Annotated in this window: 27 protein-coding genes and 1 tRNA gene; 20 read left to right on the top strand and 8 right to left on the bottom strand. The window is 68.9% G+C overall.

What is annotated here, in order from left to right:
- Positions 1–12: 12 nt before the first annotated feature.
- Positions 13–381: a LapA family protein gene (locus G6N56_RS15840; RefSeq protein WP_085258317.1), complete on the bottom strand. Its 369-nt coding sequence runs from the start codon at positions 379–381 to the stop codon at positions 13–15.
- 91 nt (positions 382–472) lie between these two features.
- Between G6N56_RS15840 and G6N56_RS15835 the strand changes: the two genes are divergently transcribed.
- The 5 genes from G6N56_RS15835 to G6N56_RS15815 are packed head-to-tail and all read left to right on the top strand — an operon-like array spanning position 473 to position 4,542.
- Positions 473–1,420: an ABC transporter substrate-binding protein gene (locus G6N56_RS15835; RefSeq protein WP_085258316.1), complete on the top strand. Its 948-nt coding sequence runs from the start codon at positions 473–475 to the stop codon at positions 1,418–1,420.
- Positions 1,420–2,529, top strand: a complete 1,110-nt coding sequence (locus tag G6N56_RS15830) for an ABC transporter ATP-binding protein (protein ID WP_085258414.1) — start codon at positions 1,420–1,422, stop codon at positions 2,527–2,529. Before G6N56_RS15835 ends, G6N56_RS15830 begins: the two co-directional genes overlap by 1 nt.
- Before the next feature lie 2 nt (positions 2,530–2,531).
- Positions 2,532–3,218, top strand: coding sequence for an ABC transporter permease (locus G6N56_RS15825; RefSeq protein WP_085258315.1), 687 nt, complete (start codon positions 2,532–2,534; stop codon positions 3,216–3,218).
- Positions 3,215–3,946 carry an ABC transporter permease gene (locus G6N56_RS15820; RefSeq protein WP_085258314.1) on the top strand — a complete coding sequence of 244 codons (732 nt, stop codon included), beginning with the start codon at positions 3,215–3,217 and terminating at the stop codon, positions 3,944–3,946. Before G6N56_RS15825 ends, G6N56_RS15820 begins: the two co-directional genes overlap by 4 nt.
- Complete coding sequence (locus tag G6N56_RS15815) at positions 3,943–4,542, top strand: putative glycolipid-binding domain-containing protein (protein ID WP_142280839.1); 600 nt, start codon at positions 3,943–3,945, stop codon at positions 4,540–4,542. Before G6N56_RS15820 ends, G6N56_RS15815 begins: the two co-directional genes overlap by 4 nt.
- Here G6N56_RS15815 and G6N56_RS15810 read toward each other — a convergent pair.
- Positions 4,505–5,443 carry a prephenate dehydrogenase gene (locus G6N56_RS15810; protein ID WP_264020804.1) on the bottom strand — a complete coding sequence of 313 codons (939 nt, stop codon included), beginning with the start codon at positions 5,441–5,443 and terminating at the stop codon, positions 4,505–4,507. The genes G6N56_RS15815 and G6N56_RS15810 overlap by 38 nt on opposite strands.
- Positions 5,444–5,602: 159 nt before the next feature.
- On the opposite strand from G6N56_RS15810, the gene G6N56_RS15805 reads away from it, so the two are divergent.
- The 3 genes from G6N56_RS15805 (at position 5,603) to G6N56_RS15790 (ending at position 6,833) form a co-directional block, all read left to right on the top strand.
- Positions 5,603–6,124, top strand: coding sequence for a tRNA adenosine deaminase-associated protein (locus G6N56_RS15805; RefSeq protein WP_085258311.1), 522 nt, complete (start codon positions 5,603–5,605; stop codon positions 6,122–6,124).
- A 110-nt stretch (positions 6,125–6,234) separates the two neighbouring features.
- Complete coding sequence (locus G6N56_RS15795; RefSeq protein WP_085258413.1) at positions 6,235–6,714, top strand: nucleoside deaminase; 480 nt, start codon at positions 6,235–6,237, stop codon at positions 6,712–6,714.
- Positions 6,715–6,743: 29 nt separating this feature from the next.
- Positions 6,744–6,833 (top strand) — tRNA-Ser (locus tag G6N56_RS15790).
- A gap of 56 nt (positions 6,834–6,889) precedes the next feature.
- Here G6N56_RS15790 and G6N56_RS15785 read toward each other — a convergent pair.
- The 3 genes from G6N56_RS15785 to G6N56_RS15775 form a co-directional block, all read right to left on the bottom strand.
- Entirely contained in the window at positions 6,890–7,132 is a 243-nt protein-coding gene (locus tag G6N56_RS15785; RefSeq protein ID WP_142280837.1) for a hypothetical protein, read from the bottom strand.
- Between the two features lie 140 nt (positions 7,133–7,272).
- Complete coding sequence (locus G6N56_RS15780) at positions 7,273–8,430, bottom strand: cellulase family glycosylhydrolase (protein WP_085258310.1); 1,158 nt, start codon at positions 8,428–8,430, stop codon at positions 7,273–7,275.
- 238 nt (positions 8,431–8,668) lie between these two features.
- A complete protein-coding gene (locus G6N56_RS15775; protein WP_085258309.1) occupies positions 8,669–9,052 on the bottom strand; it encodes a hypothetical protein in 384 nt (127 codons plus the stop codon).
- 185 nt (positions 9,053–9,237) lie between these two features.
- Between G6N56_RS15775 and G6N56_RS15770 the strand changes: the two genes are divergently transcribed.
- From G6N56_RS15770 to G6N56_RS29480, 7 genes are all read left to right on the top strand, one after another.
- The gene (locus G6N56_RS15770) at positions 9,238–9,624 is read left to right on the top strand and encodes a DUF2237 family protein (protein WP_085258308.1); all 387 of its coding nucleotides are present in this window, start codon (positions 9,238–9,240) and stop codon (positions 9,622–9,624) included.
- A 95-nt stretch (positions 9,625–9,719) separates the two neighbouring features.
- Positions 9,720–10,985 carry a sulfotransferase family protein gene (locus G6N56_RS15765; protein WP_085258307.1) on the top strand — a complete coding sequence of 422 codons (1,266 nt, stop codon included), beginning with the start codon at positions 9,720–9,722 and terminating at the stop codon, positions 10,983–10,985.
- Between the two features lie 19 nt (positions 10,986–11,004).
- Positions 11,005–12,261: an MBL fold metallo-hydrolase gene (locus G6N56_RS15760; RefSeq protein WP_232069072.1), complete on the top strand. Its 1,257-nt coding sequence runs from the start codon at positions 11,005–11,007 to the stop codon at positions 12,259–12,261.
- Complete coding sequence (locus G6N56_RS15755) at positions 12,258–13,007, top strand: SDR family NAD(P)-dependent oxidoreductase (RefSeq protein WP_085258306.1); 750 nt, start codon at positions 12,258–12,260, stop codon at positions 13,005–13,007. The genes G6N56_RS15760 and G6N56_RS15755 overlap by 4 nt, the downstream gene beginning before the upstream one ends.
- 31 nt (positions 13,008–13,038) lie before the next feature.
- Entirely contained in the window at positions 13,039–13,512 is a 474-nt protein-coding gene (locus G6N56_RS15750; RefSeq protein WP_408632621.1) for a VOC family protein, read from the top strand.
- 1 nt (position 13,513) lies between these two features.
- Positions 13,514–14,485, top strand: a complete 972-nt coding sequence (locus tag G6N56_RS15745; RefSeq protein WP_085258305.1) for an LLM class flavin-dependent oxidoreductase — start codon at positions 13,514–13,516, stop codon at positions 14,483–14,485.
- Between the two features lie 172 nt (positions 14,486–14,657).
- Positions 14,658–14,963 (top strand): hypothetical protein, encoded by a 306-nt coding sequence (locus tag G6N56_RS29480; RefSeq protein WP_180150324.1) that lies wholly within the window; start codon positions 14,658–14,660, stop codon positions 14,961–14,963.
- 91 nt (positions 14,964–15,054) lie between these two features.
- Here G6N56_RS29480 and G6N56_RS15735 read toward each other — a convergent pair whose 3' ends face one another.
- From G6N56_RS15735 to G6N56_RS15725, 3 genes are read right to left on the bottom strand one after another with little or no spacing between them, the layout of a single operon-like run.
- Complete coding sequence (locus G6N56_RS15735; RefSeq protein WP_085258410.1) at positions 15,055–15,657, bottom strand: TetR/AcrR family transcriptional regulator; 603 nt, start codon at positions 15,655–15,657, stop codon at positions 15,055–15,057.
- Between the two features lie 2 nt (positions 15,658–15,659).
- Positions 15,660–16,433, bottom strand: a complete 774-nt coding sequence (locus G6N56_RS15730) for an SDR family NAD(P)-dependent oxidoreductase (protein ID WP_085258303.1) — start codon at positions 16,431–16,433, stop codon at positions 15,660–15,662.
- Positions 16,430–17,521, bottom strand: a complete 1,092-nt coding sequence (locus tag G6N56_RS15725) for an NAD(P)H-dependent amine dehydrogenase family protein (protein ID WP_085258302.1) — start codon at positions 17,519–17,521, stop codon at positions 16,430–16,432. The genes G6N56_RS15730 and G6N56_RS15725 overlap by 4 nt, the downstream gene beginning before the upstream one ends.
- 166 nt (positions 17,522–17,687) lie before the next feature.
- Between G6N56_RS15725 and G6N56_RS15720 the strand changes: the two genes are divergently transcribed.
- The 5 genes from G6N56_RS15720 (at position 17,688) to G6N56_RS15700 (ending at position 22,918) form a co-directional block, all read left to right on the top strand.
- Positions 17,688–18,101: a hypothetical protein gene (locus G6N56_RS15720; protein WP_085258301.1), complete on the top strand. Its 414-nt coding sequence runs from the start codon at positions 17,688–17,690 to the stop codon at positions 18,099–18,101.
- Positions 18,098–18,496 (top strand): DUF1330 domain-containing protein, encoded by a 399-nt coding sequence (locus G6N56_RS15715; protein WP_232069071.1) that lies wholly within the window; start codon positions 18,098–18,100, stop codon positions 18,494–18,496. The genes G6N56_RS15720 and G6N56_RS15715 overlap by 4 nt, the downstream gene beginning before the upstream one ends.
- Positions 18,497–18,624: 128 nt before the next feature.
- Positions 18,625–20,427, top strand: coding sequence for an AMP-dependent synthetase/ligase (locus tag G6N56_RS15710; RefSeq protein WP_085258300.1), 1,803 nt, complete (start codon positions 18,625–18,627; stop codon positions 20,425–20,427).
- A gap of 18 nt (positions 20,428–20,445) precedes the next feature.
- Entirely contained in the window at positions 20,446–21,522 is a 1,077-nt protein-coding gene (locus G6N56_RS15705; protein ID WP_085258299.1) for an SDR family oxidoreductase, read from the top strand.
- Between the two features lie 40 nt (positions 21,523–21,562).
- Positions 21,563–22,918, top strand: a complete 1,356-nt coding sequence (locus G6N56_RS15700) for a WS/DGAT/MGAT family O-acyltransferase (RefSeq protein WP_085258298.1) — start codon at positions 21,563–21,565, stop codon at positions 22,916–22,918.

Below are 22,918 nucleotides of genomic sequence, written 5' to 3'. Positions count from 1 at the left end.
GAGCCGCGCCGCCTAGCGTGACGCCGCCGCGTGATGCTTCTTGGCCGCGCGGCGCAGCTGCAGGATCCGGGCGGTGCCGACGGCCACGGTGATCAGGCCGCCGACCACCGCCGCGAGCAGAATGGCCACCCCGAGCGGCAGGGCCCAGTGCCACCCCAAGAACGCAAACGCCGTCGGCGCCGTGTTCTGGGCGATGAAGATCAACAACACGATCAGGACCAGGAAGCCGACGATCAGCGACGTCCACAGCGCACCGGCGCGGGTGAACCCGACGGCCGGTTCCTTGGATTTCGCGGGCTCTGCTGGTTTCGCGCCGGTAGAGGGCGCGTGGGTGGGCTTGGGGGGCGGCGGGCCGGACGAGGCAGGGGTGTGGCTGCTCATGGCTGTCATCTTCGTCGTACGGCGCCCGGAAATGAAACCAAGGCCGCCAGAGGACCGACGGGCCGGCGGGTCTGCCGTTAGTGTCGGCGGTATGAGGTTGCTGCCCCGCGGGTGCACCGCGGCCGTGCGGGCGGTGGCCTGGTTGGCGGCGCTGTGTGTGATGGCGGCGTGCAGCAATTCCGATCCCCTCGGGGCACAGACCCGCAGCCCGAAGTCCATCGTGGTCGGGTCCGGCGACTTTCCGGAATCGGAGATCGTCGCCGAGATCTACGCGGAAGCGCTGCAGGCCAACGGGTTCGATGTCGGACGGCGGATGGGGATCGGCAGCCGAGAAACCTATATCCCCGCGTTGAAGGACCACTCCATCGACCTGGTACCGGAGTACATCGGGAACCTGCTGCTCTACTTCGCACCCGACTCGACGGCGACCATGTTGGATGCCGTGCAGCTGGAACTTTGCCACCGACTGCCCGGTGACCTGTCCATCCTGACGCCTGCGCCGGCCTCCGACACCGACACCGTGACCGTCACGAGCGCGATCGCCGCCGCCTGGCATCTGACCACCATCGCCGACCTGGCGGCGCACTCCCCGGAGGTGAGATTCGGGGCGTCGTCGTCGTTTCAAACCAGGCCCGAAGGGGTGCCCGGCCTGAAACGGAAGTATGGGCTCGACATCAGCCCGGGCAATTTCGTCTCCATCGAGGACGGCGGCGGCGCGGTGACCGTGCGCGCGCTGCTGCAGGGACAGGTGACGGCCGCCGACATCTACAGCACCTCGCCGGCGATTCCGCAGAACCACCTCGTCGTCCTCGCCGACCCCGACCACAACTTCCTGGCGGGCAACATTGTGCCTCTGGTCAATTCGCAGAAGAGGTCCGACCGGCTCAAGGACGTGCTGGACGCGGTGTCGGCGAAACTGACGTTGTCCGCCGTGGCGACGTTGAACTCGCTGGTGGCCGGCAACCACGGCATGGACCCCGCCCAAGCGGCCCGAAGGTGGGTGCGCGACAACGGCTTCAACCACCCGATCGGCGAATGATGGCAGACCGGGACGCCGCAATCGTCTTCGACAACGTCAGCAAGGTGTTCCCCGACGGGACCGCCGCCGTCGACCGGCTGAACCTGGCCGTCCCCAGGGGCAGGTTGACGGTTTTTGTCGGTTCGTCCGGCAGCGGCAAGACCACGGCGCTGCGGATGATCAACCGCATGGTGGAACCGACCTCCGGCACCATCACCGTGGACGGGGCCGACGTGTCGACCGTCAACCCGGTCACGCTGCGGCTCGGGATCGGGTACGTCATCCAGAGCGCCGGGCTGATGCCGCACCAGCGCGTGATCGACAACGTCGCAACGGTTCCGGTGCTCAAGGGGCAGTCCCGCCGAGCGGCCCGTAAGGCCGCCTACGAGGTGCTCGAACGCGTCGGGCTGGACCCCAAACTCGCCACCCGCTACCCCGCGCAACTCTCCGGCGGCGAGCAACAGCGGGTCGGCGTCGCGCGAGCGCTGGCCGCCGATCCGCCAATCTTGCTGATGGACGAGGCGTTTTCCGCGGTCGATCCGGTGGTTCGCAACGAGCTGCAGAACGAAATGCTGCGGCTGCAAAGCGAATTGCACAAAACCATCGTGTTCGTCACGCACGACATCGACGAGGCGCTCAAGCTGGCCGACGGCGTGGCGGTGTTCAAAGGCGGCATGCTGCAGCAATACGACACGCCCGCCGAGTTGCTGTCGCGGCCGGCCAACGATTTCGTCGCGCGGTTCATCGGGCTCGGGCGTGGCTATCGCTGGCTGCAGCTCCTCGACGCGACGGGGCTGCCCCTGCACGACCTGCGGCGGATCCCGGAAAATCGCCCGCCCGACGCCGGACTCACCGACGGTTGGGCGTTGATCGTCGACTCTGCGGGCGCACCGGTGGGGTGGATCGACGCCGAGGGGTTGCGGCGGTGCCGTGGGGGCGGGTCGTTGGCGGACAACATGAGCGCCGTGGGCTCCCTGTTCCCCCCGCGCGGCAACCTCAGCCAGGCGCTGGACGCGGCGCTGTCGTCGCCGTCGGGGGTGGGGGTGGCCGTCGATGACGGCGGCAGCGTGATCGGCGGCGTCCTGCCCGCCGACGTGTTCGCGGCGGCGGACGCCCGGCGGAGGGGCTGACCGTGCACTACCTGCTCACCCACCTCGGACAGGCCTGGGCCCTCACCCGGGTCCACCTGCGGCTGTCGCTGGTGCCGGTGCTGATCGGCCTGGCGATCGCGGTGCCGCTGGGTGTCCTTGTGCAGCGCGCGCCGGCCGCCCGCCGGCTGACGACGATCATCGCCGGTGTCGTGTTCACCATCCCCTCGCTGGCACTGTTCGTGGTGCTGCCCGTAATCATCGGAACAAGGATCCTCGACGAGGCCAACGTCATGGTGGCGCTGAGTGCCTACACCGCGGCGCTGCTGGTGCGCGCGGTGCCCGAGGCGCTGGATGCGGTGCCGGCGCACGTGCGCGATGCGGCCACCGCGGTCGGGTACCCGCCGATCAAGCGTGTTTTGAAAGTCGAGCTGCCGCTGTCCCTCCCGGTGCTGATCGCGGGGTTGCGTGTGGTCGTGGTGACCAACATCGCGATGGTCTCGGTCGGTTCGGTGATCGGCATCGGCGGCCTGGGCACCTGGTTCACCGAGGGATATCAGACCGACAAGAGCGACCAGATCGTCGGCGGGATCATCGCGCTGTTCGTGCTGGCGGTCGTCGTCGACTCGCTCGTCATGCTGGCCGGCCGGGCGGCGACGCCCTGGACGCGCGCCGCCGGCACCAGCCGGCGGCGCCGGGTGACGGCTCCCGTGGTCGGCGGTGCCCGGTGAACTTCGTGGGACAGGCGGTTTCCTACCTGCTGACCGCCGACAACTGGACCGGTCCCGTCGGGCTGGCGGCGCGCATCGTGGAGCACGTCGAGTACACCGCGATCGCGGTCGGCGCGTCGATACTGATCGCCGTCCCGATCGGGCTGATCATCGGGCACACCGGCCGCGGCACGCTGCTGGTGGTGGGTGCGGTCAACTCGCTGCGCTCGCTGCCGACGCTGGGCGTGCTGCTGCTGGGCGTGCTGCTGTTCGGGCTGGGGATGGGGCCGCCCCTGGTGGCGCTGACGCTGCTCGGCGTGCCACCGCTGCTGGCCGGCACCTACGCGGGCGTCGCCGGCGTCGAGCGGACCGTCGTGGACGCGGCCCGCGCGATCGGCATGACGGAGGCCCAGGTGTTGTTGCGTGTCGAGGCGCCGAATGCGCTGCCGCTGATCCTCGGTGGGCTGCGGAACGCGACCCTGCAGGTGGTCGCGACCACGACGGTGGCCGCCTACGCCAGCCTCGGCGGGCTGGGCCGCTATCTGATCGACGGGATCAAGGAGCGGGAGTTCCAGCTGGCGCTGGTCGGTGCGTTGATGGTGGCGGTGTTGGCGCTGGCTCTGGACGGCCTGCTGGCGATTGCGGTGTGGGCGTCGGTGCCGGGGACCGATCGCCTGCGCGGCCGAGCTGATCACACTAACCGACTAACGTGCCGCGGCTCGCGGCCACGTTCTACGGTAGACGGGTGAGTTCAGCCCCCTCCGATCCCCACCGGCGCGTATGGCAAGCGATGTTGACCTGGCGCGCACAGGATGTCTCACGCATGGAGTCGGTGCGAGTCCAGGTGTCCGGCAAGCGGATTCGGGCCAACGGCCGCATCGTCGCCGCGGCCACCGCGGCGAACCCGGCGTTCGGCGCCTACTACGAGCTGCAGACTGACGAGACCGGCGCCACCAAGCGCTTCGGGTTGACCGTCACGCTGGCCGAACGGGAACGTCAGCTCGCCATCGCCCGCGACGAGGAGAACATGTGGCTGGTGACCGACCACCATGGGGAGCGGCGCGCGGGCTATAACGGAGCTCTCGACGTCGACGTGGTGTTCAGCCCCTTCTTCAACGCGCTGCCGATCCGGCGCCTCGGCCTCCACGAGCGGGCCGACTCGGTGACCCTGCCGATGGTCTACGTGAACGTGCCGGAGATGACGGTCACCGCTGCGACGGTGAGCTACACCAGCGAGGGGCGTCTGGACGGCATCAAGCTGCGCTCCCCGGTCGCCGACACCGTCGTGAGCGTCGACGAAGAGGGGTTCATTCTGGACTATCCCGGCTTGGCAGAGCGGATCTGATCACCCCGCCCGCCCGTCCCGCGGCGGCCAGCTCGTCCCGCCATCTCTCAGCGCCTATCACGATGTGGAAGATTTCGCTGCGCGGGAAGCTGTCGTAGCGCGTTCGCGCCGCGTGGCCGGCCTCCACCAGCTCGGCTACCGAGTTGTGGGTCTTCAGCGACTCGCGTGCGCTGCTCAGCAGGTCGATGGCCCGGTCCGCCGCCGCCAGGAGCTCGCGGGAGTTACCCTCGCACATCGCCCGGACCAGGTCGGGGGCCGTTGCCGCCACCCGGGTCCCGTCGCGGAACGACCCGGCGGCCAGCGCGAAGGCCAGCGGCACGTCCGCGGCGATGACGGCCAGTGCCTCGGCGAGGAGGTGCGGAAGGTGCGAGATGGCGGCCGCCGCGGCGTCGTGCTCGTCGGACTTGGCGGGCAACACCATCGCGCCGCAGTCCAGCGCCAGTGTCATCACCATCGACCACACCACCGGGTCGACGTGGTCGTCCACGCTCACGACCCACGGGGTCCTGGTGAACAACCCGACGTGGCCGGCGGCCCACCCCGAGTGCGCGGTGCCCGTCATCGGGTGGCCGCCGACGAAGCGCTCCCGCAGCCCGGCCGCGGCGACCTGGTCGAGCACCGCGCATTTGACGCTGGTGACGTCGGTGAGCGGGCAGCGCGGCGCCAGCTCGCGGATGTGGGCCAGCATGCTCGGCAGCGCCGGCATCGGGACGGCCAGCACGATCAGCGCGCCGGTAGCGGCGGCCCGGGTGAGCGTGGCGGTCAAATCGGTGGTGGCGTCGAAGCCATCGGCGACCGCGCCGTGCGCGCCCTCGACCGAGCGGTTGTAGCCGAACACCTCGCGGCCGGCCGCCCCCGCGGCCCGCATGATCGAGCCGCCGATGAGCCCTAGACCCAGCACGCATACGGGCGTCTTCGAGACGGGGTGTGTAGCGATACCGGCCACAGTCCAAGGTTGGCACAGTTCGGCACGCGGTGGTGCGTGCCCTGCCGGGGCCGGGCGGCGTTCGTCGGGGCTTCGTCTGGTCAGCGGCCTGGCCAGGGACTACCGTAGGCGCCCATGGGAGCACAACGGGCCTCAGCCCAGGGCCTGTCCGCCGACACGCCCGACGGCTTCGGCGTTGCGGTAGTGCGCGAAGAGGGCAAGTGGCGCTGTTCGGCGATGGCTCCCAAGTCGCTTACGAGCCTCCAGGCCGCCGAGACGGAGCTACGCGAACTGCGCAGCGCAGGAGCCGTGTTCGGCCTCCTCGACATCGACGACGAATTCTTCGTGATCCTGCGGCCGGCGCCGTCGGGGACCCGGCTGCTGCTCTCGGACGCCACCGCGGCCCTGGACTACGACATCGCCGCCGAGGTGCTGGACAAGCTGGACGCGGACATCGACCCCGAGGATCTGGAAGACTCCGACCCGTTCGAGGAGGGTGACCTCGGGCTGCTGTCCGACATCGGGCTGCCCGAGGCGGTGCTGGGCGTGATCCTCGACGAGACCGACCTGTACGCCGACGAGCAGCTGGGCCGCATCGCCCGGGAGATGGGCTTTGCGGACGAGCTGTCGGCGGTGATCGACCGCATCGGTCGGTGACCGCAAGCGCGGCGGAGCCGGGCGCAGCGGGTCGCCGCCCTCAGGACCGGTCGGTGACCGCAAGCGCGGCGGAGCCGGGCGCAGCGGGTCGCCGCCCTCAGGACCGGTCGGTGACCGCAAGCGCGGCGGAGCCGGGCGCTGACGAAGACCTGATCCGCTCGGCATTGGCGGTCGCCGCGACGGCGGGTCCGCGCGATGTGCCCGTCGGCGCGGTGGTCATCGGCCCCGACGGAACCGAACTCGCCCGCGCGGTGAACGCCCGTGAGGCGCTGGGCGACCCGACCGCGCACGCCGAGATCCTGGCGATGCGGGCGGCGGCCCGCGCGCTCGGCGACGGCTGGCGCCTGGAGGGCACCACGCTGGCGGTCACTCTCGAACCGTGCACCATGTGCGCGGGTGCGGTGGTGCTGGCGCGCGTCGAACGGCTGGTGTTCGGCGCGTGGGAGCCGAAGACCGGGGCGGTCGGGTCGCTGTGGGACGTCGTGCGTGACCGCCGCCTCAATCACCGACCGCAGGTGCGGGGCGGGGTACTGGCCGACGAGTGCGCCGCGCCCCTGGAGGAGTTCTTCGCCAGGCAGCGATTGGGGTGAGCGGCGGTCGGTTCGGTAAGCTGCCTGGCGGTGGCGTGTCCGAGCGGCCTAAGGAGCACGCCTCGAAAGCGTGTGACGGCTAACACCGTCCGAGGGTTCAAATCCCTCCGCCACCGCCAAACGCCTACGGGCGCGCACCATCCGGTGCCCGGCCCCAAGGGGACGCGTCACCCCGTCACATCGTCCCGGGAGTCCCGGGCGGCGGGGGATTGGGCATGATCCAGTTGCACGGAACCCAGGTGCGAAACGCGATCCAGGCGCATTGCTGCTCGCGCGTCAAACCCGGGGGCGGCGCTGCCGGCGCGACGCCGGGCGGCCCGGGTGGTGGCGGGGGCGGGACGTCGGGGTCGGCGTTGGCCGGCGCGGCGGTCAACACGGCCGCTGCGACGACGCCGAAGGCTACTGATAAAAGACGCATCGTGTTGACTCCTCTCGGAGTGGGCGCTTCCCGCGAGCTGCAAGAACCAGCTCTTTCGTAGTGTGCGCCGCCACCAGCGCCGCTGTATACGGGCTTCGACGAGTTGGCCGGAAGGGCGTCGCGCTAAGCCGGTTAGCGGCTCAGGAGGGGCTGCCGGCCAGCGTCCGCGCGGTTTGCGCCTCGCTGTCCCGGAACGGCCGCCCGTCGGGCTGCAGCAGGTCGTGGAACCACACCTTCGGAACCGACGTATACGGGTGGTCCCACGAGTCCCAGGGGAAGTAGGTCTGCGTCTTCCCGGCGACCAGACCCCAGTTGAAGGCGCCGACGTTATGCCGCTTCGCCACCGGCAGGATCGATTCGACGGTGCTGCCCTGCGGCCGGGCCATGTACTCCGTGCAGATGATCGGCCGCCCCAGCGGCGCGAGCTCGGCGATCCGGGACTCGAAGCCGGCGGGCTCGGCATAGGAGTGGAACGTGATCACGTCGGCGTTGCTGAGCTGGATATCGCTGATCGGGCTGCGGCCGCCCTGCTCGCCCTGGTCGCCGCCGCGCCACACGCCGCTGGTCAGCGGCTGGCTGGGATCGACGGCGCGCGCCCAGCGGAACACCTGCGGCAGCAGCTCCGCCACGCGTTCCAACTTGTCTTTGCGCTCCACCTTGGCGTACACGCGGGCGGGGTTGTCGGGTTCGTTCCACAGGTCCCAGCCCAGGACCCGGTTGTCGTTACGGAATTGGGTCAGGACGCTGGTGACATAGTCGTGCAGGACGCGGGCGTAGTCGGGGTCGCCGAGCCGTTCCGCGCCGGGACTCTGCACCCACCCGGAGTTGTGGACGCCCGGCCGCGGCGCCCGCTGCGGCCCGATCTTGGGCAGCGGGTCCCAACAGGAGTCGAAGAAGACGAACAGTGGCCGGATGCCGTGGCTCGCCGCGATCCCGACGAACTGACCGAGGCGGCTTTGAAACCCGCGCGGGTCCTGCGCCCAGAGCTGGTCGTGCAGGAAGACCCGCACGCTATTGAAGCCGTACGACTTCGCCCACCCGAGCTCGGTATTGATGCGCCGGGGGTCGTAGGTGCCGGGCTGGAACATCTCGAGCTGGTTGATCGCGTTGGACGGGATGTAGTTCGCGCCGACCAGCCAACCCTGGGCCTGGTACCACCGATTCGCCCGGTCGGGCGACCACCGGGTGATCTCCCCGGACGAGCGGGGTGCCGGTTCCGCGCCCCCGCGGGGCGCCTGCACCATGGCCGCGCCCGCTGCCAGCAGCAGCGGCAGCTTCAGCGCGGTTCGACGGTGCACGAACCGACGATAAATTTCCCGCCGCGCTGTCCCCGGCATTTGCGCAGCGCGTCGCCCGAGCTCACAGCTACGGCAAAGATTGTTATCTTCCTGTGACCTGGCGGGATTGGGGGCTTGCCGCCCCGTCCGCATCCGCGCGAGCTCCGCTGCCGCTGCGCCACATGGGTTGAGGGCTAAAGGGTCTCGGCTCGAACTTCCATCCTCTGAATCAAATGCGTTGCGAGGGAACGCTTTCGGCTTATATTGCCGATGTCGGCGTCCATGCGGTGACGACCAGCGGCAGCGAGACGGTTTCGCCGCCGGCGGTCACCTCGACGGCCCACCGGCCATCGGTGGGCAGCGCCGCCTCGATATCGAAGAAGGCGAAACCGGGAAATTCGCCGATGGAGGCTTCCGGCACCTCGAATCGCTCGACGAGCGAATCGTCCAGCGTCGGGGGCTTGAGCTCCACGTCGACACGCCGATCCGAGTCGTTGGAGTCGGCCCGCATAAGGATCACGAGGACGAACCGGACGCGGCGGTCGGGCCCGACGGTGAACCTCGACAGGACGCCGCCGGTCACGTTGAGTTTGTTGTCTACGGTTGCGGCGGCTTCGGCTAAGAAGGCCCCGGTGACTACCACAGACAAAACCTACAACGCGGTTGCCGTCGGCGCAGGTGAACAGCCCGTGAAGGTCGCCGGCGTCCCTTGCGGCCGCAGGAGTCGGGAACGCCGCCGGTGAGCACCCTGATCGCGCGGCCGACGGGTGGATGCACAGTTGCCAAAGTGGCTTCAAAGATCGCCCCGAATGGCGCAATACTAAGTGCGTGTCCGATCGCAACGTCTTGGGCGGCCCGCTCGAACCGTGCGGCAACGAACCACTCACCGGTTACTACCGCGACGGGTGCTGCTCGACGGGACCCGAGGATCTGGGGCGACACACCATCTGTGCGGTGATGACCGCTGAATTCCTCGAGCATCAGCGATCCATCGGCAACGACCTCTTGACGCCGGTCCCCGAGTATCGCTTCCCCGGGTTGCTACCGGGCGACCGCTGGTGCGTCACCGCCGTCAACTGGCTGCGGGCCCACGAGGACGGATGCGCCGCGCCGGTGGTGCTGGCGTCCACGCACGAGCGCACGCTCGAGGTGGTGCCGCTCGAAGCGCTGCTGCAACACAAGGTCGACGTGCCCGACGATCTGGCCAACCTGTAGGCCACGATCACGCGTCGGCGAGGCGGGTCGACGACCGATTGGCGCCGCGTCTACCGTCTCTCTCACACAGATCGACACGTCGAAGAGGGGATCCGGTGGGTTCTGCGCTTGACGACATCCACTTCGACGATCTGACGTCCCCCGAGCTGACCGACATTCAACGTCAGATCCTGGACTACACGGAAAGCAAACAGATCCGGTTGGACCTTGACCGCATGCTCGCGGAGGCCATCGAGCAGGCGGGTGTGGGTGACGACCTCGGCGACACGGACGGGTTCGGCGACCGCCTCGCCGCGCACGTCGCCGCGATCGAGGCCGACGAGGGCCTGACCCAGTTGACCCGCGGCTCGCTGCGCCAGCGGGTGGTACGCCTGCTGCGCAACCGGCTGTCGCTGACCGAAGTACTCAAGCGCTATCCCGAGATCGAATCGATCCCGATCGAGCAGCCCTTCATCGTCGTGGGGATGCCGCGCTCCGGCACGACGCATCTGGTGAACCTGATCGCCGCCGACCCACGCCGGCGCGCCCTGCCGTACTGGGAGAGCCAGGAACCCCTGCCCGCACGGGGTGACGGTCCCGGCATCTCCGGCGTCGATCCGCGTTACGCGCGGGCCAAGTCCGAGCATGACGCACTCATGGCGAGCGCCCCCGTGGTCGCCGCCATGCACGACCGGTTCCCCGAGGCGATCGAGGAGGAGGTCGAGCTCCTGGACCTCGACCTGGCCGCCTACGTCTTGGAATGGCATGCGCGGGTGCCGGGTTGGCGCGACTACTACCTGGCGCTCGACCAGTGCCGGCACTACGCGTACCTGAAGAAGGTGTTGCAGGCGCTGACGTTCCTGCGCGGCCCGCGCACCTGGGTCCTCAAGAGCCCGCAGCACTGCGAGCAACTCGGCCCGCTGATGGCGACCTTTCCCGACGCCACGGTGGCCTTCACCCATCGCGACCCGGTCGCGGTCATCCAGTCGGCGGTCACCATGATGGCCTACTCGGATCGCCTGCGGCGCAGGAGCATCGACGCGCCGTGGCTGGTGGACTACTGGAGCGATCGCGTGTACCGGCTCTTGAGCGCGTGTGTCCGCGACCGCGACCTCGTGCCCGCCGACCGGAGCCTTGACGTCGGCTTTCAGCAGCTCAACGGCAATGAAATGGCAGTGCTGGATACGCTTTACGAGCGCGGGGGCGTGGCGCTGACGCCGAAGGTGCGCGAGCGGTTCGAACGGTACCTGGCCGGGAATCCGCGCGGCAAGCACGGCCGCGTCCGGTACGACCTGCAGCGGCACTTCGGGGTGTCCGCCGAGGAATTGCGCGCCCGTTTCGACTTCTATTTCGACCGGTTCGACGTCCGCCCCGAGGCATGACCGCGAAGGAACATCGGAGATGAGTACCGAAGCGCAGCAGTTCGAACCGATCTATCGCAGCCGGCCGGGCGCCGACGCCATGCGCCCGGCGGCCGCCGAGGCGGCGGAGCCGATAGCCCCTGGGCTGTGGTGCTCGCCGGGCCTGTCGAACTCGTATCTGCTGACCACGGACGACGGGCGGGTCATCGTCAACACCGGGATGGGTTTCGAGGGGCCGGTGCACCGGGCCAACTTCGACGCCGTCGACCCCTCGCCGGTGCGCTACGTGATCTTCACGCAAGGCCACGTGGACCACGTCGGCGGCCTGGACAGCGTGCGCGACCCCGACACCAAGGTTGTGGCGCAGAAGAATTGGACGTCGTGGCGCGACGACAACGAGCGCCTCATCCCGTACCGTGCCGCCCGCAGCGCGTTCGCGTTCGCCGATACGCTTGGCGAGGGCATCCGGGCGATCCAGCGGCGGCTCGGGACGACGCGGCTGCCGGGCCAGAGCGTCCCCGTCGTCGACATCGAATTCGAGGACACCCTTACCCTGGAGCCGGGCGGTCGGCGGCTGGAGCTGGTCTCGGTGCCGGGCGGGGAGACCACGGACTCACTGGTGGTGTGGCTACCCGACGAGCGGATCTGCTTGTGTGGAAACACTTTCGGCCCGGTCTTCGGCCACATTCCCAATCTGGTCACCATTCGCGGTGACCGGTATCGCGACGCGTTGACGGCCGTCGCGGCGGTGGAACGGGTGCGCGACCTGCGACCCGACCTCCTGGTGACGGGCCACTTCGAGCCGATCGCGGGTGCCGAGCGCATCCACGCCGAGCTGACCCGGCTGCGCGACGCGATCAAGTACGTGCACGACGAGACCGTCGCCGGGATGAACGCGGGCACGGACGTCAGGACGCTGATGCGGGAGATCACGCTGCCGGCGGAATGTGAAGTGGGACAGGGCTACGGCAAGGTCGCCTGGGACGTGCGGGCCATCTGGGAGAACTACTCCGGCTGGTTCCACCACACGTCGACCACCGAGCTCTATCCGGTCGGATTCGACTCCGTGGCCGCCGACCTTTTGGACCTGGCCGGCGCCGACGCCCTGCTGACACGGGCGCGGGAACACCTCGCCGCCGGCCGCCCCCTACAGGCGATTCATCTGGCCGAACTGGTTCCCCCGGACCACCCACTCGCCCGCGACGTCCTGCGGCAGGCCCACGAGAAGCTCCTGACCGAGAGCGAGAACTTCTGGGAGACCGCCTGGCTCAAGCACCAGGTGGCGAGGAACTCATGACCGCGCGGGTCAGCTTCGACTTCACCGGCACCACGGCACTGGTCACCGGCGGCACCAGTGGCATCGGGCACACCACGGCGGTGCTGTTCCGGGATGCCGGGGCCGAGGTGGCCGTCACCGGCACCAAACCCGCGGCGTCGGAATACGACTCGGATCTGTCAGGCATGGCGTATCACCAGCTGCAGATCACCGACAAGGGGTCGGTCGACGCACTGGCCGAACGCTTCGAGCGCCTTGACGTGTTGATCAACAACGCGGGCGCGAACTTTCCCGGAGGCATCGACGAATCGAAGCCGGACGGCTTCGAGGCATCGGTCGCGGTCAATCTCACAGGACCCTACCGGCTGACGGTCGGCCTCTATCGCGCGCTGAGGGCGTCCACCGCGCCCGGGGGCGCGAGCGTGGTGAACCTGGCGTCGATGTCGGCGTTGCGCGCCGTCCCACTCGTGCCCGGCTACGGTGCCGCCAAGGCCGGGGTCGTGGACGTCACGCGGAACCTCGCGGTCAAGTGGGCGGGCAAGGGAATCCGCGTGAACGCGGTGGCGCCCGGAACGATCGACACCCCGATGACCGCGCCCATGCACGCGGCGCCCGAACTGGTGGAGTCGGAGCTGGCTCACATCCCACTGCGCCGCCTAGGCTTCGCCGGTGAGATCGCACCGACGATCGCATTCCTGTGCACCGAACAGAGCAGCTACACCAGCGGGGCGCTGTTCGTGGTCGACGGCGCGTCGGACTGCGTCTGAAGGGACGATGACGTTTGAGAGGACGATGACCATGGCACCCGCACTGCGGCCCGAGGACTTCTACCACACCGGCATCGTCGTGCCCGACCTCGACGCGGCGATGGCCCGCCTGAGCGCGCTGGCCGGCTACCGCTGGATCACCCCGACGAGCTACACGCTGCCGTTCCGCACCGCGACCGAAAGCCGGGAACTCACTTCGACATTCGTGTATTCGCTACAGGCCCCGCACGTCGAGCTGATCCAGGAGGTCCCCGGCAGCCCGTGGACGGCGACCCCGGGCAATGCCATCCATCACCTCGGCTACTTCACCGACGACCTGAGCGGCACCGCGCGCTCGCTCGAGGAGCACGGTTTCGCCTTCGAAGCCACCGCCGACGTCTCGCCGCCCGGCCTCGCGCTGTTCGCCTACTACGTCGACAGCTTCGGGACCCGCATCGAAATCGTCGATAGGGCACTATTTCCCGACTTCGACGCCTTCCTCCGGTCGCTGGCGCCGGAGGGCTGACATGCTCCTGACGGTACTGCGCTTCAACTTCGCCTCCCCACACGGTGACGCACGCACCCAGAGCCGGCTACTCTCGGCCGCACTCGAACTGGCGCAGTGGGGCGAGTCGCACGGCATCACCTCGATCAGCGTCGACGAGCACCACGCGACGGGACACGGGTGGAGCTGCAACCCGATCCTGGCCGCGGCCATGTTCCTCGCCCGCACGTCCACGCTGATCGCCAGCGTGGACTGCGCGCTGGGGCCCTTGTGGAATCCGGTGCGGCTCGCCGAGGACATCGCCCTCGTCGACAACATGAGCCACGGTCGGTTGCACACCACCGTGGGGCTTGGCTACCGCACGGTCGAATACGAATCGCTAAGAGCCGATTTCGACCGGCGCGGCGAGCTGATGGACAACCTCCTCGAGCGCATGCTCTCGGTCTGGTCAGGCACCAACGGGGACGCCGGCATCTGCACCGGCACATGGACGCGGCCGCACCCGCCGCTGTACGTCGGTGGTGGCGCGCGCGTCACCGCGCGCCGCGCGGCCCGATTCCGGCTGCCGCTCAGCCTCGCCGACCACCTGCCCGAGGTCGCCGCATACTACCGCGAGCTCTGTGCGCAGGCCGGCCTGACGCCGTTCATCCTCATGCCCGGGCCGGTCAACCACGGCATGGTCTACCTGCACGAAGACCCAGAGCGCGCATGGGCGGAGCTCGGTGAGCACATCCTTTGGGAGGCAGTCACTTACGGCGGGTGGTCGACCGATCAGCGGTCCCTCATGCACCTGCCCGGTGTCCGCACCCTGGATGAGGTCAAAGCCTCGGGACGATACCGGTTCCTCACGCCCGAGGAGCTCATCGCCGAAATTCGGGACGCGGGCGACTACGGCCCGCTCGTCATGCACCCGCTCGTCGGGGGCATGCCCATCGACGAAGCGTGGAAGTCGGTGCAGCTGCTCACCGACAAGGTCCTGCCCGCCCTCGGGTGAGTCGCCGGTCAACGGGTGAGACCGGGCAGTCCAGCCCCGGGCAGCTCGCGCGACGAATGCGTTCGGGGAATAGGGCACCGTGGTCCCGAAGGCCTGGGAAGTCGGACCGGTTACGCATCCGGAGAACGGGTACCTCGCTGGCATCGGAATCAACGACGATATGGGAGGTCCGGTGAAAGCTCAGAAAGCCCAGGCCAAGCAAGCGGTTGCGCTGCTGGGCGGTGCCGCCACGATCAGCCTGGCGGTCGCCTTCGGGGGAAGTGCAGGGGCAACGACGATGGCAGACAACGCGCCCGCGGCGCCGCCCATCTCGTCGAGCCCTGCGCCCCCGCCACCGCCCGCCGTCAACGGGAACACCGGCGGCGGCAACGGCGTGAGCGGCGGTGCGGGAGGACCGGCGGGCGGTGCTGGAGGGGCCGGAGGCGGGGCCGGCGGCGGCGGTGGCGCCGGCGGCGGCGCAGGGGGTGGCGGCGGCTAAGCCCTAGCGCCATCCGCCGAAATTGCGCTGAAGGTCAGGATTTGCCCCGCGGATCGCAACCGCCTCGGCGATCTCGGCGCTGCCAAGCGTTTCAGCGCGGCTTTCGCCGCCAGTGCGGGCTCTTGACCGCTTTCAGGGCCTCGGTTACGCACAGATCGAGTGGGCGCTGGGGAGACGACTGTCGCACCCAGCGCTGAAACGCGAAATCGGCTGCCGCGAAGGCGAGTTGGACAAGGAGAGCGGGGCGGATGTCGTTGTCGGGGTCGGCGCCCATGCGGTCGCCGACGAGCTTGGCCGCGCGCTCTTTGTCGCCGGGCATATGGATCGTGGCCTTTTCGAGCAGGCCGGGCGCCCCGAGCAGCGCCTCCCGCCATTCCGCGATGTCGGCCTGGTCGAACGAACTGATCCGCGACACGATGGCGCTGATCAGCGCGACGTCCGGCGCCTCACGCGCGGGCCGCTGCTCGAGCAGGTTCACGATAGCGGCGCCGCCGTGGCGCACCGGCGCCAGCAACAGGTCCTCCTTGGCGGGCATGTGCCGAAACAGCGTGCGCGGGGAAATCCCTGCGGCGGCGGCGATTTCGTCGGTGGTCACCGCGTCATAACCGCGCTCGACGAACAGGCGGATCGCCGCGCGCCGGATGTCGGCACGGATCTGCGCGCGTTGGCGATCCCGTAGCGACCCTCCGCCGATGGTCACCTGAAACAGCCGATCCCGCCGTCGACGTGGATGGTCTGGCCGGTGATGAAGGTGGCATCGGTGCCGAGCAGGAAGGCGACCAGCGCGCCGACGTCGGAGCGCACATCGCCGATGCGCTTCATCGGAACCCGCTTGACCGCCTTCGTGTAATCGTCGGGGGCGAACTGTTTCCACAGCTTGACCCCGTCCGACTCGGCGAACGGGCAGACGACGTTGACGCGGACGTTGTCCCGTCCCCACTCCAGCGCGGCGACCTTGGACAACCCGCGGATGCCCTCCTTCGCGGCGGCATAGCCGCCCCACCTCGGTTCACCACCGGTGCCCGTCCCCGAGCCCAGGTTCACGATCGACCCGCCGCCCGCCTCGACCATCAACGGGTGCACCGCCTGCATCAGCAGAAAGGTCGCCCGTGGACCGACGTCGTGGCCGAGCGCCCAGTCCTCGAGGGTGATGTCCACAAATCGCTTCGGCTCGTTGGTGGCTATCGCGTTGTTGACCAGGCCGTGCACGGAGCCGAACGCCTCGACGGCGGCGGCCGCGATGCGCGGCGCGCTGTCCGGGTCACGCAGGTCGGCCACCAGCTCCTCGGCTCGGCCCAGCTGCCGCAACTCTGCGGTGGTCGCGCGCAGCTTGTCGCCCTGGATGTCGACCAGCAGCACCGACGCGCCGCGCTCGAGCAGCGCCACGGCGACGCCCTTGCCGACGCCCTGCGCCGCGCCGGTCACGATCGCGACGTGGCCGCGCATCGATTCGGGATGGGCGTAGGTCATCGCGCCGACGCGCCCGCAGCGAGCTTCGGCGCGGGGCGGCCCGCGAAGAGGGGCAGGTCCAGGTACGTCTTGATGCCGGGGTCGGCCGCGCAGACGTCCGGGATGGCGTTGACGCAGTGGTTGGCGGTGGCCACCACGCCCGGATTCTTCACCAGCCCCTCGGCGATCGTCTCGGGTTGTAACCCCTTGAAGGTGAGGCTCACGGTGGGCTCACCGGTGATCTCCACCTCGAAGCGTTCGCCGCGGCCGCCGAAATCCCAGGCCGGGTCCAGGTTCTCCTCGCCCATCAGCCAGTTGACCGCCGCCGTGATCACCGGTTCGCCGTCCACGAGCGCCTGCCACCGGAACCGCCGCGCGGCCACGGCTCCCGTGGTGATCGGGAACGGGGCGTAGTCGATGTCGGCGGTCGCCACCGCGACGTCCTGGATGGTCCTGACGTTCGGATCGATGCGAAAGCCCATGTGGTCGGCGATCATTCGCACCGATTGTTTGAACCCCGCCTCCAGCAGACTCGCCATGGGGCCCTGCATGGCCTCCTCGGGCGTGCCGCCGAAACCCATGATGTGGCGGACCACGTCCGGGGCGTTGTAGGTGCGGATGTCGGAGAACTCCTCGGCGCGGATGTGGGTGACTGCCGACGAGAGCCCGGACAGCATGAGCGGGAACCGCTCGGTGATCCCGCCCGGGTGGATCCCCGAACCGTGCAAGGTCACCCCGGCCTCGGCCGCGGCATCGGCGACGGCCCGGTGCCGCGGGTTGCCCGGGTCCGGGTAGACCCAGCCGACCGGGGTCACGACGTTCTTGCCGGACCGCAGGATGGCGACCACCTCGTCGTCATTGGGGATCAGCGGGCTGTACACCACGCAGTCGGCCTCCGTGGCGAGCACGTCGTCGAGGCTGTTGGTCGCGGTGACGCCCAGCTCACCGAGGCCGAGGAACTCGCCGACGTCCCGGCCGTCCTTCTCGGCGGAATGTACCCAACAGCCGACGAGTTCGAGTTGCGGGTGATTGAGGACGCATTCGATGGCGGCCCGGCCCACACCTCCCGTCGCCCACTGGATGACACGGAGCTTGGTCGGGCTACTCATCGATGAACCTCCGAAAGGAAACGGTGCGCATGGCGCCTCGCACGGCACAGTATGACCACATGGCAGTGACCGTCAACAAACGAGATGCGCGCCGAAACGGCACACGGTCGGGCCCGTTGACTGGATAATTCGAGAGCCACAGAACCGCAGACCCGTGGGAGGGACCGTGCACCGGACGCTCGTCGCCGCGATGGCGTTGGCATTCGCCTGCTGGCCCGCGCTGCCGCGGGCGGCGGCCGACAACCCCGTCTGCACGCCGACGGAGTGTTCCTTCCTGTCCCCGTCGCACAACATCAGCTGTGAAGTGAACTTCAAGCGCAATGAGATTCCCGACGAGACCTACTGCCAGACCAACTCCCCGCCTCAGTCGGTGACGATGACCACCAGCGGTTCGTTCAAGACCTGCACGGGCGACTCCTGCCTGGGCAACGCCGCTCAAGGCACCCCCACGCTCGCCTATGGCCAGAACGCCGGAGTCGGCCCGTTCAACTGTCGCTCGGAGACCGACGGGGTGACCTGCACCGTGACGTCGGGCCGCGGCTTCACCCTGTCGACCGCGGGCATAACATCCGTCGGATGACGGACACCCGCATGAGCGCCTCGTTGGGACCCACCCCCGAGCAGTTCGCGGCGTTGGCGGGCCGGCCGGCGGACGCACCAGTCGTCATGGTCAACCTGCTGAAGTTCACGTCGCCGGGCGGCGTGGAGTCCTATCAGCGTTACGGCCGCGAAGTGGCGCCGCACCTCGAACGCGTAGGCGCCACCGTGCGCTACCTCGGCACCGCGCCGGCGTTCGTCATCGGCGACGGGGAAAGGCCTTGGTGGGACGCCATTCTCATCGTCGAGTACCCGACTCCGCAGGCGTTCATCGACATGGTGACGACCCCCGAATACGCCGCGGTGCACGAACATCGCGCAGCCGGGCTCGACCGCGGCGACCTCATCGCGACGTCCGCCTGGTCCCTCGGGGACTGACCACTCCCCCCTGAAGGGCCTGGAAGGGCCTGAAGGGCCGTCAGCGCTGGGGCCTTTGGCCACTAGGAAGCGCCCGGTCGGGGCGGTTAGCGTCGTGCGGAGTAACCCAACATCGAGAGTCTTGAGTCATGCGTGAATTCAGCGTGCCGGCGGGCTTCACCGTCGGCGAGCACGACAGCATCGTCAGCAGCGTGTACTCCCACGAGCGCGACGACCCCAACCACGTGATCTTCCGACGGCTGGTCGACGGCGTCTGGACGGATGTGACGTGCGCCCAGGCCGCCGAGCAGATCCGGCAGACCGCGCTCGGGCTCATCGCCGAGGGGGTGAGCGCCGGCGACCGGGTGGCCATCTTGTCGGGCACCCGCTACGAGTGGGTGATCCTGGACTACGCGATCCTGTCGGTGGGCGCGGTCACCGTGCCGATCTACGACACGTCCTCCGCCGAGCAGGTGCGCTGGGTGCTGGAGGACTCCGGCGCCGTGCTGGTGATCGCCGAGACCCACGCGCACGCCCAGCTGGTCAAGGAACTCACCAACGAGTTGCCGAATCTGCGCAGCATCCTGCACCTCGAGTCCGGGGGCCCCGTCGCACTCGACCAGCTGGCCGAGGCCGGAAAGTCGGTCGACACCGGTCAACTCGACGAGCGCCTGGCCGCGCTGCGAGCGGCCGACGCCGCCACGCTGATTTACACGTCGGGCACGACCGGGCGCCCGAAGGGCTGCCAGCTGACGCACTCGAACCTGCTCTTCGAGACTCGGGGTGCCGCGGAGTGCTTCCCGACGCTGTTGCGCGAGGGCGAGCGGCTCCTGGTCTTCCTGCCGCTGGCCCACGTGCTGGCGCGCTCGCTGTCGATGTCCGCGTTCGCCAACAAGGTCACCACCGGTTACACCAGCGACATCAAGAACCTGGTGCCCACCCTCGCCGTCTTCAAGCCCACGGTGGTGGTGTCGGTGCCCCGCGTCTTCGAAAAGGTTTACAACACAGCCGAGTTGAGCGCTCGTGACGGCGGCCGGGGCTGGCTCTTCAACCTGGCCGCCCGCACCGCGACCGAGTGGAGCGCCGCCCAGGACACCGGGGGCGCCGGGCGGCTGTTGCAGGCGGGACACGCCGCGTTCGACCGACTGGTGTACGGGCGGCTGCGCGCCGCGCTGGGCGGCGAATGCCGCGCGGCCGTCTCGGGCGGCGCCCCGTTGGGAAAGCGGTTGTGCCACTTCTACCGCGGTATCGGGCTGACGGTCTACGAGGGCTACGGCCTGACCGAGACCAGCTCCGCGATCACGGTGAACAGGCTAGGTGACGAGCGGGTCGGCACGGTCGGAAAGCTGTTGCCCGGCAACAGCTTGGCGATCGCCAACGACGGCGAGGTGCTGGTCCGCGGCGGCGTGGTGTTCGCCGGCTATTGGCACAACGAGAAGGCCACCGACGAGGCGATCGTCAACGGGTGGTTCCACACCGGCGACCTCGGTTCGGTGGACGACGACGGTTTCCTGTCGATCGTCGGCCGCAAGAAGGAGATCATCGTCACCGCCGGCGGCAAGAACGTCGCCCCGGCCGTCCTCGAGGACCAGCTGCGGGCCCACCCGCTGATCAGCCAGGCGATGGTGGTCGGGGACAACAGGCCGTTCGTCGCCGCGCTGATCGCGATCGATCCGGAAGGCTTCGACGTGTGGAAGCAGCACCACGGCAAAGCGCCCACCGCCTCGGTCGCGGACCTGGCCGACGATCCCGACCTGGTGGGCGAGATCGATCAGGCCGTGAAGGCGGCCAACCAGACGGTGTCGAACGCCGAATCGATCCGCAGGTTCCACATCCTGCCCGTCGATTTCACCGTGCTCACCGGCGAGCTGACCCCGACCCTCAAAGTCAAGCGCAACGTGGTGGCCGCCCGGTTCGCCAACGAGGTCGACGCGCTCTACGCCAAGCGGTGACACGAAAGGAGAACCGTGATGACCGTGTTGATGACGGGGTTTCCCGGCTTTCTCGGCACCGCCCTGTTGCCGAGGATCCTCAAGCGCACGGACGACTCGGCAATCTGTCTGGTACAGCCCAAGTTCGCCACGCAGGCGGAGCGTCGCGCCAGCGAGCTGAGCTCGGCGGATCCCTTCCTGGAGGGCAGGATCCGGCTGGTCGAGGGTGACATCACCCAGCCCGGGCTGGGGCTGGCCGCCGACGTCCTCGCCGGGGTCACCGAGGCGTGGCACCTTGCCGCCGCGTACGACCTCACCGTGGCCCGGGACATCGCCGTCCGGGTCAACGTCGACGGCACCCGCAACGTGCTCGACGCGCTCGAGCGCTGCCCGAAATTGACTCGCCTGCACTACTTCAGCACCTGCTATGTCAGCGGACGCTATGCCGGCCCGTTCGGCGAGGACGACCTCGAAGTGGGCGCGCCGTTCAACAACTACTACGAGGAGACCAAGAACCTCGCCGAGGCGGACGTGCGCTGGCATATGTCCGCGGGCATGCCGGCGACCATCTACCGCCCCTCGATCGTCGTCGGCGACAGCCGCACGGGTGAGACGCAGAAATTCGACGGTCCCTACTTCGTCCTGCGGTTACTGCTCCGGCAGCCGCGGCGCGCGATCGTCCCGATGGCCGGCGACCCGACGATGACGCGGGTCAACGTGGTACCGCGCGACTTCGTCATCGACGCCGTCGAATACTTGAGCGGCCGCCCCGGTTCGGAGGGCCGGACCTACCAGCTGGCGGACCCGCGCCCGCTCACCGTCGACGAGATGGCGGATACCCTGGCCGAGGCGACCGGGCGCGAACTGGTCAAGGTTCGGATGCCGCGGAAGCTGGCGAAGGCGTCGCTGGCCCACGTTCCGGGCGTGCAGCGGTTGTTCGGAATCCCGCCCGAACTCGTCGATTACTTCACGCTCCCAACGCATTACCTCACCGACCACACCCGCGCGGATCTCGCGGGCAGCGGCATCGAGGTTCCCGCGTTCCGCAGCTATGTCGACCGGCTCGTCCGGTACGTGCGCGGCCATCCGGAGGTCGGCTCGGCGGCGATGTTCTGAGGAGAGTTGCGTGATGACTTTGCCGGGGTCTAATGGGTGGATGGAACTGATGACGCCCTCCGACGCGATCTTCCTGATGGGAGAATCCCGCGAGCACCCCATGCATGTCGGTGGGCTGCAGTTGTTCGAGCTGCCTGACGGCGCCGGCCGCGGCTTCGTTCGGGAGTTGTACGACCAGTTGATTGCGCAGCGGGACTTTCAACCCACCTTCCTCAAGCGTCCCGCGACGTTCGTCGGCGGGATCGCCAATCTCGGCTGGTCGTATGACAAGGACATCGACATCGACTACCACGTCCGGCGCTCGGCGCTGCCGTCGCCCGGGCGCGTCCGCGAGCTTCTCGAGCTGACGTCGCGGTGGCACAGCAGCCTGCTCGACCGTCACCGCCCGTTGTGGGAAACCCACATCATCGAGGGCCTCAAAGATGGCCGGTTCGCGATCTACACCAAGGTGCACCACGCGCTGATCGACGGTGTCTCGGCGCAGAAGCTGATGCAGCGCGCCCTGTCGAATGACCCGGCCGACAACGAGATTCGTGCGCCGTGGAGCCTGCCCAAGCGAAAGCGCACGCGCCGACCGTCATCCCCGCTGAACGCGCTGCTGCAGGCGGCGGGTTCCGTTGCGGCGCTTGGGCCTTCGACCGTCTCGCTGGCGCGCGCCGCGCTACTCGAACAGCGGCTGACATTGCCCTTCGGCGCCCCGCGCACCATGCTGAACGTCAAGATCGGGGGCGCCCGCCGTTGCGCCGCGCAGTCTTGGTCGCTGGAGCGGATCAAGAACGTCAAGAAGGCCTCGGGAGCGACGGTCAACGACGTCGTCCTGGCGATGTGTTCCGGTGCCCTGCGCTACTACCTGCTCGAGCACAACGCCCTGCCGGACGCGCCGCTGCTCGCCATGGTTCCGGTGAGCCTGCGCAGCGAGGACGAAGCCGACGCCGGTGGCAATCTGGTTGGGGCGATCTTGTGCAACCTCGCGACCGACACCGACGATCCGGCGCAGCGGTTGCAGACGGTCAGCGACTCGATGCGCAACAACAAGAAGGTGTTCTCGCAGCTGCCACGGTTTCAGGCCTTGGCGTTGTCCGCGATGAACATGGCATCGCTGAGCCTGGCGGCTGTGCCAGGTTGGGTGTCGTCGACGCGGCCGCCGTTCAACATCGTCATCTCGAATGTGCCCGGGCCCACCCAGCCGATGTACTACGGGGGCGCCCGGCTCAACGGCAACTACCCGTTCTCCATCGTGCTGGACGGCCAGGCGCTCAACATCACCCTGGCCAGCAACGCCGACAACCTGGACTTCGGCCTGGTCGGATGCCGGCGCAGCGTGCCGCACCTGCAGCGACTGCTCGCGCACCTGGAGTCGTCGCTGAAGGACCTGGAACGCGCGACCGGGGTGTGA

The organism is Mycobacterium saskatchewanense, from assembly GCF_010729105.1.
GTDB lineage: Bacteria > Actinomycetota > Actinomycetes > Mycobacteriales > Mycobacteriaceae > Mycobacterium > Mycobacterium saskatchewanense.
Note: the sequence above shows the minus strand (reverse complement) of the source record. Positions and strands in the feature narration are given on the sequence as shown.

What these genes read in the sequence shown, in the direction of transcription:
- G6N56_RS15840 (WP_085258317.1), bottom strand. Translation starts at nt 381, where the DNA reads ATGAGCAGCCACACCCCTGCCTCGTCCGGCCCGCCGCCCCCCAAGCCC.
- G6N56_RS15835 (WP_085258316.1), top strand. Translation starts at nt 473, where the DNA reads ATGAGGTTGCTGCCCCGCGGGTGCACCGCGGCCGTGCGGGCGGTGGCC.
- G6N56_RS15830 (WP_085258414.1), top strand. Translation starts at nt 1,420, where the DNA reads ATGGCAGACCGGGACGCCGCAATCGTCTTCGACAACGTCAGCAAGGTG.
- G6N56_RS15805 (WP_085258311.1), top strand. Translation starts at nt 5,603, where the DNA reads ATGGGAGCACAACGGGCCTCAGCCCAGGGCCTGTCCGCCGACACGCCC.
- G6N56_RS15785 (WP_142280837.1), bottom strand. Translation starts at nt 7,132, where the DNA reads ATGCGTCTTTTATCAGTAGCCTTCGGCGTCGTCGCAGCGGCCGTGTTG.
- G6N56_RS15760 (WP_232069072.1), top strand. Translation starts at nt 11,005, where the DNA reads ATGAGTACCGAAGCGCAGCAGTTCGAACCGATCTATCGCAGCCGGCCG.
- G6N56_RS15755 (WP_085258306.1), top strand. Translation starts at nt 12,258, where the DNA reads ATGACCGCGCGGGTCAGCTTCGACTTCACCGGCACCACGGCACTGGTC.
- G6N56_RS15750 (WP_408632621.1), top strand. Translation starts at nt 13,039, where the DNA reads ATGGCACCCGCACTGCGGCCCGAGGACTTCTACCACACCGGCATCGTC.
- G6N56_RS15745 (WP_085258305.1), top strand. Translation starts at nt 13,514, where the DNA reads ATGCTCCTGACGGTACTGCGCTTCAACTTCGCCTCCCCACACGGTGAC.
- G6N56_RS15730 (WP_085258303.1), bottom strand. Translation starts at nt 16,433, where the DNA reads ATGACCTACGCCCATCCCGAATCGATGCGCGGCCACGTCGCGATCGTG.
- G6N56_RS15725 (WP_085258302.1), bottom strand. Translation starts at nt 17,521, where the DNA reads ATGAGTAGCCCGACCAAGCTCCGTGTCATCCAGTGGGCGACGGGAGGT.
- G6N56_RS15715 (WP_232069071.1), top strand. Translation starts at nt 18,098, where the DNA reads ATGACGGACACCCGCATGAGCGCCTCGTTGGGACCCACCCCCGAGCAG.
- G6N56_RS15710 (WP_085258300.1), top strand. Translation starts at nt 18,625, where the DNA reads ATGCGTGAATTCAGCGTGCCGGCGGGCTTCACCGTCGGCGAGCACGAC.
- G6N56_RS15705 (WP_085258299.1), top strand. Translation starts at nt 20,446, where the DNA reads ATGACCGTGTTGATGACGGGGTTTCCCGGCTTTCTCGGCACCGCCCTG.
- G6N56_RS15700 (WP_085258298.1), top strand. Translation starts at nt 21,563, where the DNA reads ATGGAACTGATGACGCCCTCCGACGCGATCTTCCTGATGGGAGAATCC.